This is a genomic window from Dialister sp. UBA1703 (genome assembly GCA_002320515.1).
Taxonomy (GTDB): Bacteria; Bacillota; Negativicutes; order Veillonellales; family Dialisteraceae; genus Dialister.
Window position 1 is genome coordinate 15519 of the sequence record DCJJ01000147.1, and the last position, 11135, is coordinate 26653.

8 protein-coding genes are annotated in these 11135 nt (G+C 52.3%); 7 read left to right on the forward strand and 1 reads right to left on the reverse strand.

What is annotated here, in order from left to right; genetic code table 11:
• Positions 1-238: 238 nt before the first annotated feature.
• The 5 genes from B2Y11_RS06510 to B2Y11_RS06530 all read left to right on the forward strand — a co-directional run bounded on the left by B2Y11_RS06510 (position 239) and on the right by B2Y11_RS06530 (position 4338).
• Complete coding sequence (locus B2Y11_RS06510) at positions 239-655, forward strand: OmpH family outer membrane protein (protein ID WP_291057493.1); 417 nt, start codon at positions 239-241, stop codon at positions 653-655.
• A 257-nt stretch (positions 656-912) separates the two neighbouring features.
• Positions 913-1425: an HD domain-containing protein gene (locus tag B2Y11_RS06515; protein ID WP_291057495.1), complete on the forward strand. Its 513-nt coding sequence runs from the start codon at positions 913-915 to the stop codon at positions 1423-1425.
• Positions 1422-1892, forward strand: coding sequence for an 8-oxo-dGTP diphosphatase (locus B2Y11_RS06520; RefSeq protein WP_291057497.1), 471 nt, complete (start codon positions 1422-1424; stop codon positions 1890-1892). Before B2Y11_RS06515 ends, B2Y11_RS06520 begins: the two co-directional genes overlap by 4 nt.
• Positions 1889-2944 carry an A/G-specific adenine glycosylase gene (gene mutY / locus B2Y11_RS06525; RefSeq protein ID WP_291057499.1) on the forward strand — a complete coding sequence of 352 codons (1056 nt, stop codon included), beginning with the start codon at positions 1889-1891 and terminating at the stop codon, positions 2942-2944. The genes B2Y11_RS06520 and mutY overlap by 4 nt, the downstream gene beginning before the upstream one ends.
• A gap of 278 nt (positions 2945-3222) precedes the next feature.
• Complete coding sequence (locus tag B2Y11_RS06530) at positions 3223-4338, forward strand: metallophosphoesterase (protein ID WP_291057501.1); 1116 nt, start codon at positions 3223-3225, stop codon at positions 4336-4338.
• A gap of 525 nt (positions 4339-4863) precedes the next feature.
• Here the strand turns inward: B2Y11_RS06530 and B2Y11_RS06535 are convergent.
• Positions 4864-5373 carry a succinate dehydrogenase gene (locus tag B2Y11_RS06535; protein ID WP_291057503.1) on the reverse strand — a complete coding sequence of 170 codons (510 nt, stop codon included), beginning with the start codon at positions 5371-5373 and terminating at the stop codon, positions 4864-4866.
• A gap of 334 nt (positions 5374-5707) precedes the next feature.
• On the opposite strand from B2Y11_RS06535, the gene gyrA reads away from it, so the two are divergent.
• Both gyrA and B2Y11_RS06545 read left to right on the forward strand, forming a co-directional pair.
• Complete coding sequence (gyrA, locus tag B2Y11_RS06540) at positions 5708-8176, forward strand: DNA gyrase subunit A (RefSeq protein WP_291057504.1); 2469 nt, start codon at positions 5708-5710, stop codon at positions 8174-8176.
• Between the two features lie 720 nt (positions 8177-8896).
• The gene (locus B2Y11_RS06545; protein ID WP_291057507.1) at positions 8897-10819 is read left to right on the forward strand and encodes an adenosylcobalamin-dependent ribonucleoside-diphosphate reductase; all 1923 of its coding nucleotides are present in this window, start codon (positions 8897-8899) and stop codon (positions 10817-10819) included.
• Positions 10820-11135: the final 316 nt, after the last annotated feature.

Below are 11135 nucleotides of genomic sequence, written 5' to 3' on the forward strand. Positions count from 1 at the left end.
CTTATAAAAGCAGACTCTATGAATGAATCAGTGATTCCCTCAGGGAAGCACTGATTCATTCATAAGATGTTCAATGCACTTTGTTTTAGAAAAATTCAAATAACTAAGGGAAGCGCTGATTCATAGGATATTTACTGACAAATCCCAGCTTGGCCATTGACACCTGTCGATTCTTTGATTAAAATGAAACTATGCAACTTGAGTCTCCCGTCCTTGGGGGCACAGTTAGGAGGATACTATGAAAATGAACAAAACAGTAGCAGCTGTAGCTGCTGGTATGATCGCATTTGGTGCCATGTTTTCCGCTTCCGCAGCAGGCATCGGCTATGTAAATTCCAATGCCCTTCTCCAGGCTCATCCGAAAATGCAGAAGGCACAGCTTGATATGAGGACCGCTGCCCAGAAGGCAGAAGAATCCTTCAAGAGCCGCTCTGCAGGCAAGACGGACCAGGAAAAACAGCAGATTGCCACCGAACTGCAGAAGGAAATGGATCAGAAAGAAAGAGCTGCCATGCAGCCTATCCTTTCCGACATTATGAAAGCCATCCAGCAGGTTCGTCAGGAAAAGGGACTGGACATCATCCTTGAACAGGGTGCCGTGGTAGACGGCGGCGTAGATGTGACCTCTGCCGTAGCCCAGAAACTGGCAAAATAAGAAAACAGGAAAAACGACGCAGCAGCCGCTGCGCCGTTTTTTCTTTCCCTGTTTTGATATAATATTTTTAGTGGGCTGGTGGGCTGGGGGACTAGTGTGCTTTCCCTGGTTGGTACCACTATCGGTAGACACCACAACCCTCAGCGGCCAGTGGCCGCTGTTAAACCTGAGAACCTTTGCGCCCAAAGGTCGCCGAACCCTCTGAACCTGGGGCGCGAAGCGCTCCATTCATTTCAAACATACAAGGAGAAAATAGTATGGATAAACTGACTGCTTTATGCAAAGCCATGATTGCCTATGATAAGGGGGATCCCCGCAGGATTCACCATTTCTTGAAAGTTCACGCCTTCGCCGCCCAGATCGGAAGGGAGGAAGGGCTGGATGAGAAGACCCTTTTCCGGCTGGAGGCGGCTGCCTATGTGCACGATATCGGCATCCACGAAGGGGAGAGGCGGTTTGGCCGGAATGACGGCCAGATCCAGCAGGAACTGGGGCCCGATGAAGCCCGACCCATGCTGGAAGAACTGGGGTTTGAAAAGGAGGACATTGACCGTATCTGCTGGCTGGTGGCCCATCACCATTCCTACGGCAGTATCGACGGCCCGGACGCTCGGATTCTGGCGGAGGCGGATATGCTGGTGAACCAGTACGAGGACGGCGCACCGCTGAAACAGAATGAAGCCCTTTACCACCGCCTTTACAGGACGGAAGCGGGAAAGAGAATGTTCCGTGAACTTTATTTTGAAACCTACGAAGGGATAAAGAAGTGAGGGACACATCCCTGGTGTACCCGGTGCGGGAGGATGGAGCCATCCTTCTGGGCCGCAAAAGGCGGGGCATGGGATACGGGAAATGGAACGGCTTCGGCGGGAAAATCGAAGCAGGCGAAACTATGCGCCAGTGTGCCTGCCGGGAACTTTTTGAAGAGTGCGGTCTGGTGATGGAGCCGGAAAAACTGGTCATGGCGGCGGATCTCTATTTCCACCAGCCATCGGATCCCGAGTGGTCCCATGCAGGTATTGTATACTTTGCCCGGGGCTGGAAGGGGACACCCCATCTTTCCGATGAAATGGAACCCCGCTGGTTCAGTGTAAAAGATTTCCCCTATGAAAATATGTGGATGGCAGACAGGGTGTGGCTCCCCATGATTCTATGGGGAAAGAAAATCCGGGGCACCATCTATTTTGCAGAAGACGGGGAGACCGTCTACGATTATGATTTCCGGGAGATGACATGATGGATGAGAAGAAACCGGCCAGGGACTGGCCGGAAAAGCTCCTTACCTGGTTCGACGGCCACAAAAGAGACCTCCCCTGGCGGGAGGACAAGCCCAGGAACCCTTACCATGTGTGGATTTCGGAAATCATGCTCCAGCAGACCAGGACGGAAGCGGTGAAGCCCTATTTCAACAGCTGGATGGAGCGCTTTCCCACCATTCACGACCTGGCGGAGGCGGAGGAAGCAGAGGTGCTCCACCAGTGGCAGGGCCTTGGCTACTACAGCCGCGCCCGGAATATCCATAAAGCCGCCCGGGAAATGGAAGAAACCTACGGCAGCCGCCTCCCTGATGACAAGGCGGCAATCCTTGCCCTTCCGGGAATCGGAAGCTACACCGCCGGCGCCATCCTCTCCATGGCCTATGGAAAAAAGGAAGGCGCCATAGATGGCAACGTGCTTCGGGTCTATGCCAGGCTTTACCAGGTGGAAGAAGACATCCTGAAAAGCCGGGGCAGGAAGGAAATAGAGAGCCTTGTGGAAGCCACTCTGCCGGATCGGGCGGGAGACTTCAATGAAGCCCTGATGGACCTGGGAGCGGACGTCTGCATCCCGAAAAATCCAAGGTGCAGCCTCTGCCCCCTGGCCGGTGAATGTGTGGCCTTTAGAAATGGAAAAGAAAAGGACCTGCCCCGCCGCAGTGCCAAAAAGCCGCCGAAGGAAGAAGCTGCCGCCTGCGGCCTCTGTATCAGGGAGGGCAGGGTGCTCCTTCATAAAAGACCGTCAAAGGGTATGCTGGCCTCCATGTGGGAATTCCCCATGGCTCTGGCAGAAAAGGAAGAGGACGCAAAAAAAGGACTGGAACAGCTTCTCTGTGGAACAACGGAAGACTGTCTCTGGACTTACAAGCATGTCTTCACCCATCGTATCTGGCACATGAAGGCCTATCCCGTTAAAGAAGTAGCCGTGCCGGAAGGAGAATACCGCTGGTTTTCGCCGGAAGAATACAGGGAAATCCCCCTGGCCGGCCCCCACGCAAGACTGGCGGCATTCGTGGAGAAAATAGTGTACTAGTGTACTAGTGCGCTAGTGGGTTGGTGGACTAGTGAACTAGCTGGCATTACTAACGGCAGGTACCCAGATTCTCCGCTCCGCTCAGTATGACCGCAGGGGCGGGGAGAGGGCACGTAACGCAGGCTATAATTGCGGCGCAGCCGCCACCACAACCCTTGCAGCCGCAGGCTGCGTGAAACCTTAGAACCTTCGGGGCCGAAGGCGCCGTCAACCTTCCCCACTGAGCCTTCTGAACCTTTTGAACCCGGGCCGCAAAGCGGTCCAAAGGAGGTGACTCCATGTTTGAACGGATGATTCTTATGATTTTTTCCCTGCTGGGAATTCTGAACGGCGCTTTTCTGTCTGTGATTTTCAGGAGAAAACGGTTTTATTTCTACATGGCAGGAAGCTGGCTCATTTCTTTTCTTTCAGCCGCCTATTTCCTCTGGTATGCCAGAGGTTATGACGGCCTGGGGCTCTGGTCTCTGTGGCTGGGATATATGGCCTGCGGGATCATGGTGGCTGAAATCGTATCTCTTCCCTGCCTTTTCTTTCTGTCTCTCCTGTCCATTTCAAAGAAGCTCCGGAAGGGGAGCCGGGTGTTCTCGCTGGCTGCCATCTGCGCTGCGGCGATTATTGGTATCTATGGCTCCGTAGGCGGCAATAACAGGGAGCAGGTGGAACATCTGGATGTGTATGTGGAGAGCCTTCCTCCTGCCTTTGAAGGCTATAAGGCGGCCCAGATGACGGACACCCACATCGGCCCCTATTTCCGGTATACCGACCTTTCCGGCGAGATTGACCGGGCCCGCAGGGAAGGGGCACAGGTGCTTTTCTTTACGGGAGATCTCATCGACGATATACGCCATATGCCGGACGCAGGCCGGACTTTGACGGAAGAGTTCTATGGCTTTCCTGACGGCATTATCTATGTATGGGGAAATCATGAGTACTACCGGGGGAAGGACTATATCGAAGAGGAGCTCCTGAAGACGCCGGTGAAGATGCTGGTGAACGAGCACACTGCCATTACAAGAAACGGGGCGTCCCTCTATGTGGCAGGGGTGGATTATCCCTGGGCCCGGGGTGAGGCTATGAAGAAGGAAATGGATGATATGACCGATGAGGCTTTCCGGGGTATTCCGAAAGGGGCGCCGGTGGTGCTTCTGGCCCATCATTCTGCCTTTCTGGGTGAGGGCTTCAAAAAGGGCGCGGCCATTACCCTGACCGGTCATACCCATGGCACCCAGTTCGGCCTTTTCGGCAGGCCCATCATCACGCCCTTCACCTATACCCGGGGGCTTTACAGTGACGGCAGAAATATGGGCTATGTGTCCCGGGGCGATGCCAGCTGGTTCCCCTTCCGCTTCAGCTGTCCCAGGGAGCTTGTGATTATTACGTTTCACAGGAAATAAAAAGGGAATGTGAAATCTATCAGACAGGCAGGCAATCAGACATCAGACGACTCATTGTCTTTTCGACTGCAGCGGAGTGGAGCGAAGTGTAGAAATCTCACACCCCTATGGTTCCGGCCGCATTGTGGCAGGAGATCTCTCGACTCAGAGCCACAATAAAGCTGAAGACATTTGTCCCTATAACGGCATGCTGCTCCGCTCGAGATGACAGGTGCGGCAGGCCGCATTATTGTCATTTCGGCTGCAGCCGGGAAATTTCTCTGCCCTATGCTGTGTGGCTGCGGTGCCCTTCCTGCCTTCCTGCTTACCGGCATTTAGCGGCATTGGGCTCATAATCGCCACGTAATGAGATTCTTCACTGTGTCCGGAATGAGGAGCCCGGCAGGAAGGTTCCCCGGAGTTCTGAGGTCTGGCCGTCTGAATGTCTCTCTCCTTTGTCATTTTGAAACCATCTAAGGGTATAATAAATAAAAAAGGCGTTGAGGAAATGATTGCACATTACTTCAACGCTTTTTCTTATAAAGTTCAGCTCTTGGAGGAGGACAGGGTGGTGTCGATCTTATTTTCCGGCTTTTGGGAAATCTGCACGATTTCGCTCCGGATCTGCTCCATTTCATCATTATTGTCCTGGGTGAGGACGGTCAGGGTGACATCGGTCTTGTCGGCATTGGTGAGAGGGGTCTCAATGGTTTTGGATATGGTGTTGTAGGACAGGGCGATTTCCTTGCCTCCCTTGGCAGGGGTAATCACCAGACGCCCGCCGTCTACGGTGCCGGTGCCGGAAAGGGAGCCGTTCACTTCCCTGCTTCCCTGCTGTACCTTATGGTCTACGGTAATGGTTTTATCGTCGTTTCTTGTAAAAGTGACGGTTTCCAGATTTCGTATATGGTCGCCGGACCAGTTCACGCCGGCATCCTGCACGCCCCACCAGGTGCCCTGCCAGGGGCCGCCGCTGATGAAATGGACGTAGGCAAAGTAGCCGCCGCCTCCCAGAAGCAGGATGGCAATCACCATGGCTGCCAGGTATTTTTTCATTCTTCCACATCCTTCAGTTAAAAAAGAGTATATATCCTATTATATAAAAAATGGAGAATGAAAAAAAGGGAGATTTTTTATAAAATGTGGGAGCACCGGCGGCAAATAGTTCTTAAAAGGACTTCTAGAGGATTAAACGGTTTTAAGCCTTCGTGTAAGAAAATGACAGAAATGCTTATAAATGGCTTTAAATGGTGCTGAGAGCGATTTTATGGTATAATACATATAAGCAAAGTAAGTTCCCAAAGGACTGATAGGGCTGCCTGAAGTCCTTAGGGAAGCGTTGATTCATTCAGCGCTTCCCTTATTTTTATGCCTCATCAAAGGAGGAACTATGGATTCCATTGAATGGAAGGAAGGAAAAATCATCAATACCCCTCTGGAAGGGCAGATGAAAAATTCCTACATTGATTATGCCATGTCCGTCATCGTCACCCGTGCGCTGCCGGATGTGCGGGATGGTCTGAAACCGGTGCACCGCCGCATTCTCTATGCCATGAGTGAAGCCGGCATGCTTCCGAATAAGCCTTACAAGAAATCGGCCCGTATCGTGGGCGATGTACTTGGTAAATTTCATCCCCATGGCGATTCTGCGGTATATGAATCGGCCGTCCGCATGGCCCAGGATTTCTCTACCCGCTACCCCCTGGTAGACGGCCACGGCAACTTCGGCTCCGTGGATGGTGACTCTCCGGCGGCTATGCGTTATACGGAAATGCGTATGTCCAAAATCACTCTGGAAATGCTTCGGGATATTGACAAGAACACCGTGGACTTCATGCCCAACTACGACGGTTCCCTGCAGGAACCGGTGGTGCTTCCTTCCCGTATCCCCAACCTTCTGGTGAACGGCTCCTACGGCATTGCCGTAGGCATGGCTACGAATATTCCGCCCCACAACCTGTCGGAAGTGGTGGATGGCCTTTCCGCCATGATTGACGATCCCGATATTTCCATCGAAGGACTCATGAAATACATCAAAGGCCCTGATTTCCCGACTGCCGGCATTATCATGGGCCGGAAGGGTATCGAAGATGCCTACCGCACTGGCCGCGGTTCCATTACCGTCCGTGCCAAAACCGCCATCGAAGATATGCCGAAGGGCAAGCACCGTATCGTGGTGACTGAACTTCCTTACCAGGTGAACAAAGCCCGCCTCATCTCCTCCATTGCAGACCTGCAGCGGCAGAAGGTGCTTGACGGCATCACCATGCTTCGGGATGAATCGGACCGCACGGGCATGCGCATTGCCATTGAACTCCGTGCTGATGTAAGCCCGGAAATCATGCTGAACAACCTCTTCAAGCATACCCAGATGCAGATTAATTTCGGTGCCATCATGCTGGCCCTGGTGGACGGCCATCCCCGCATTCTGAACCTGAAGCAGATTCTCTACTACTACCTGAAGCATCAGGAAGAAGTGATTACCAGAAGAAGCCGCTTCGAACTGGATAAGGCCAAAGCCAAGGCCCATATCCTGGAAGGTCTGCTCATTGCACTGGACCATATTGATGAAGTCATCCGTACCATCCGCGAATCCAGAACTGACGAGATTGCAAAGAATGCATTAATGAGCAAGTTTGACCTGTCCGACAAGCAGTCCACCGCTATTCTGGATATGCGCCTGCGCCGCCTCACCGGACTGGAAAGAGACAAACTGGAAGCTGACTACAAGGACGTGAAAGAGACCATCGCTTACCTGGAAGACCTCCTCTCCAGCAGGGACAAAATCATGAATGTGGTGAAGGAAGAACTGCAGGATGAAAAGAAGAACTTCGGCGATGACCGGCGCACGGAAATCACCGACGCCCAGGAAGAGTTTACCATTACCGACCTGGTGCCCGACGAACCCATGACCATTACCCTGACCAAGCAGAACTACATCAAACGCATGGACTCCGCCGACATCCGGGTACAGAGAAAGGGCGGCCGCGGCGTATCCGGCATGAAGATGAAGGACGAGGACTATGTATGGAAGATACTGAACACCTCCACCCATAACCGCATCCTCTTCTTCACCAACTACGGCAAAGTGTACATGAAGACCGCCATCGACCTGCCCAAGTCCGGCCGCACCGCCAGAGGCAGCGCCCTCATTAACTACATCCCCAGCCTCTCCAAGGGCGAAAGGGTGACGGAGCTTCTGGACATCGATGCCGCCGGCGAAGATACGAAGTACCTCCTCATGGTCACCAAGAAGGGCTATGTGAAGAAGACGGAAATCGCAGAATACCGGAACATCAATAAGAACGGCCTCATCGCCATCCGCCTGAACGACGGCGACGAACTGGTCACCGTGCTCCGGGTGAAGGGAGACGAAGACGTCATCCTGGGCACCCGCTTCGGCATGGCTATCCGCTTCTCCATCAACGACGGCGAAGTAAGATCCATGGGCCGCGCCGCAGCCGGCGTCCACGGCATCCGCCTCTCCGAAGTGAACGGCGAAGAAGATGAAGTGGTAGGCGCAGTCATTGCGGCAGACAAGGACATTTTCACCATTTCCGCCGACGGCAATGCCAAGAGAAACAAAGCCGATGCCTACCGCATCCAGGGAAGAAACGGCATGGGCGTCCGCAACTTCAAGAAAGGCTTCGAAGTGGTAGCCCTGGTGGCAGCCGACGACAACGATGAACTGGTAGGAGTTTCCGAACAGGGCATCACCATCAAGACCAAGGCCAGCCAGATTACAAGCAAAAAAGCCAAAGCAGGCCAGGGCGTCATCCTCCAGCGGCTGGAAGATGGCGACCGCATCGCATCCATCGACGTTCTTTCCGGCGATACGGAAAACGAAGAGGAAGAATAAATAGAAATCCTTTGATGAAATAAAGAGACAGTGAAGAAATGACGATATTTCTTTACTGTCTCTTTTGCGCTGCCTGAGATTTAAGAGTAAACATTCCAAAATGACAGTGGAGGGGGAAAAAGACAGTTAGACATGGAAACGGACAGACGACAGCCGCTGCGGAGCCTTCCTGCGGGGATGGTCATTCTGAACGCAGTGAAGAATCTCGGTGCCTGATGTTAGTGGGAATTATGTCGTTAAATACCGATGAACAGGAAGGCGGAAGAGGCATAACAGCCACGTGCCATAGAGCAGTGAGATTTCTCCACTTCACTTCGCTGCGGTCGAAATGACATGGGAGCGGCTCACCGTAACTGTCATTTCGAGCGGAGCTGCATGTCAGTATGGAGACAAATATTTTCAGCTCTATTGAGGCTCTGAGCCGAGAAATCTCCTGCCGCAATGGAACCACGCAGCATAGAGCAGTAATATTTCTCCACTTCACTTCCGATCGTCGAAATGACATGGGAGCGTCTGAAGTCTGATTGTCTGACCATCTGACAGCGTTTCAAAGAGGCCTTCATACCCCTTTTCCGCTGTTTCCTTCTTTATTCTCACTATATCGCCATATTTCTATATTTCATGTAAAATACAATATATTGTATGCCTTTATGGAATTTGACTCAATACATAGTATGTGATACCATGGGTTTATCAAAATTACGGAAACGAGGGATTCTTATGAACCACTGGTACGACAATACAATCAGTCAGGGCATTCTGAAAGAAAAATATTATCATAAAGGAGAAAAGACTCCTCAGGAATTTATGGACCGGGTGAGCTCCATCTTTGACCCGGAGCTGAAAAAGAGGGTCAGAGGCTATTTGGAAGATACCTCCTTCTGCCCCGCAGGCCGCACTCTTTATGCAGCAGGGGCCAAGGGTAAATTCAATGTATCCATGTCCAACTGCTATATCCTGCCATCACCGGAGGATAATCTGGAATCCATCTTCCGGGCCAACTATGAAATCGCCCGCATTTTTTCCTATGGCGGCGGTATCGGCATCAATATTTCCAACCTCCGTCCCAAGGGGAGCGAAGTGAGGAACGTGGCCCGCACCTCTACCGGCGCCGTGTCTTTCCTGAAGATTTTCAATGTCACCGGTGAAGTCATCAGCCAGAACGGCCGCCGCGGCGCCATGATGGTGGGCCTGAACTGCAGCCATCCCGACATTTATGAATTTCTCCATATCAAACAGAACGAGGAAAAGCTGTCCTCCATGAACATCAGCATCCTTTTCACCGATGAATTCATGGAAGCTGTGCGGGACGACAAAGAATACACCCTTCACTTCACCGTGGAATCCACCGGCGAAAAAATCGAAAGAACCATTAAAGCCCGGGAATTCTTCAAAGAATTCTGCGAAACCCAGTGGGACTGGGGCGACCCTGGCGCCATCTTCATTGACCGGATGAACAGGAACCACCTCCTGGCAGGCTATGACGAATACAACATCGAAATCACCAACCCCTGCGGCGAATTCGGCGGCAACGCCTACAACGCCTGCAACCTGGGCAGCGTGAACCTGTACACCATGATTGACGACAAGTTCAGCGCCCACCCCGTGTTCAATGAAGAACGGTTCAAAAAGACTGTTTACGACGGCATTACCGCCCTGGATGAAATCGTAGACTATGGCTATGATGCACAGCCCCTGGACGCCAACCGGACTTGCATCGACGACTGGCGCTCCCTGGGCCTTGGCCTCTTCGGCGTGGCGGACGCCCTCATTGCCATGAAACTCACCTACGGTACCAAAGAAGCCAATGACTTCATGGGCCGTGTCATGAAAACCATGCTCCTCACCGCTCTCCGCTCTTCCTGCGACAGGGCAAAGGAAAAAGGCACTTTCGGTCACTACCGCTGGGAAGCCACAAAGAAATCGCCTGTCATGGACATGGTGAAAGACCTGGATCCGGAGCTCTACGAAGACATCCACCAGCATGGTCTCCGGAACGGCACCCTCCTGGCCATCGCTCCCACCGGCACCATCTCCCTCCTCATGGGCAGCTTCTCCGGCGGCTGCGAACCGCTCTACAAGATTTCCTACGAACGCACTACCCACAAAATGGAAGATGTGCATGGCCATTTCAGGGTCTATGCCCACAGCATTAAAGACCTTCTGGAATACCATCACCTGCCCCTCACCATTTCCGACGAAGAAATCGTGGCCCGCTTCCCCTGGGTCATTGAAAGCCACGACGTGCCCTTCATGAACCGCGTCCGCATGCAGGCAGTCATGCAGAAATACGTGGACAACTCCATCTCCAGCACGGTGAACCTGAAAAACAGTGCCACTGTAAATGACATCTACCGTATCTACCTTTCCGCCTGGGGAAGCGGCTGCAAAGGCATCACCGTCTTCCGCGACGGCTGCCGCCGGGGCAACATCCTGGGCGTAGGAGAAGAAGATAAAAAGGAAATGGAAAAAGAAAGAAAAACGGAAGGCAGAAAAGAGGACAGTCAGGAAGAAACGAACATAATAACAATGAAACCTGTAGATAACACCCCCGAATGCCCCAAATGTCACTCCCACCACATCCACGTAGAAGGCCACTGCAGCACCTGCGAAGAATGCGGCTGGTCCGCCTGCGGACTGTGATAGAAAACGCACAATTCTGCAGCACATACAAGTCCTCCTTGAGGTGGCAGAGGAACTGAAGTGACACACTTCCCGGGCTTTGCATACATCGTCATTTCGAGCGCAGCGCAGCGGAGTCGAGAAATCTCACTTTTCTGTGGTATGAGACAAAAAATGGGGCTGTGAAAAAAATGATTTAAATTTTTTCACAGTCCCTTTTGTATACATAAATTTTCACGAAAATTGGCCAAATGACAGTCTGCTTTCTGCCTCTACGTCATTTCGAGCGAGGCTGCATGTAGTTATGGATGATAATGCCTTTTGTTCTATTGAGGCT

What these genes read in the sequence shown, in the direction of transcription:
- B2Y11_RS06515 (WP_291057495.1), top strand. Translation starts at nt 913, where the DNA reads ATGGATAAACTGACTGCTTTATGCAAAGCCATGATTGCCTATGATAAG.
- B2Y11_RS06535 (WP_291057503.1), bottom strand. Translation starts at nt 5,373, where the DNA reads ATGAAAAAATACCTGGCAGCCATGGTGATTGCCATCCTGCTTCTGGGA.
- mutY (WP_291057499.1), top strand. Translation starts at nt 1,889, where the DNA reads ATGATGGATGAGAAGAAACCGGCCAGGGACTGGCCGGAAAAGCTCCTT.
- B2Y11_RS06530 (WP_291057501.1), top strand. Translation starts at nt 3,223, where the DNA reads ATGTTTGAACGGATGATTCTTATGATTTTTTCCCTGCTGGGAATTCTG.
- B2Y11_RS06545 (WP_291057507.1), top strand. Translation starts at nt 8,897, where the DNA reads ATGAACCACTGGTACGACAATACAATCAGTCAGGGCATTCTGAAAGAA.
- B2Y11_RS06510 (WP_291057493.1), top strand. Translation starts at nt 239, where the DNA reads ATGAAAATGAACAAAACAGTAGCAGCTGTAGCTGCTGGTATGATCGCA.
- gyrA (WP_291057504.1), top strand. Translation starts at nt 5,708, where the DNA reads ATGGATTCCATTGAATGGAAGGAAGGAAAAATCATCAATACCCCTCTG.